The following is a 228-nucleotide window of genomic DNA, read 5'->3' as shown; positions in this document are numbered from 1 at the left end:
CAGGGCGGGAGCATACTTTGATGGATTTATAACCCAAAGAAGACTCTAGCCCGATAATCGTCGTTCCATCCCGCTTTTTTCAACTTCACCTTTTGACTTGGCGCACCGCAATCACATTGCTTAAGCATGTTCATTACAAAGCGTCTGAACAACGCTATGTTCTCAACGGCACCATCCAAAGTGATTCGAGAGCTATCCTCTTTAAAAACAACATCTAATACGTAGTGT

General features: G+C 43.4%; 1 protein-coding gene. It reads right to left on the bottom strand.

The features are described from left to right. Positions 1 to 26 precede the first annotated feature (26 nt). On the bottom strand, positions 27 to 228 hold a 202-nt coding region (locus AB4161_RS22745; protein ID WP_372084406.1), incomplete at its 5' end, for a transposase.

The organism is Vibrio sp. 10N.286.51.E5 (genome assembly GCF_041469125.1).
GTDB lineage: Bacteria > Pseudomonadota > Gammaproteobacteria > Enterobacterales > Vibrionaceae > Vibrio > Vibrio crassostreae_C.
Note: the sequence above shows the minus strand (reverse complement) of the source record. Positions and strands in the feature narration are given on the sequence as shown.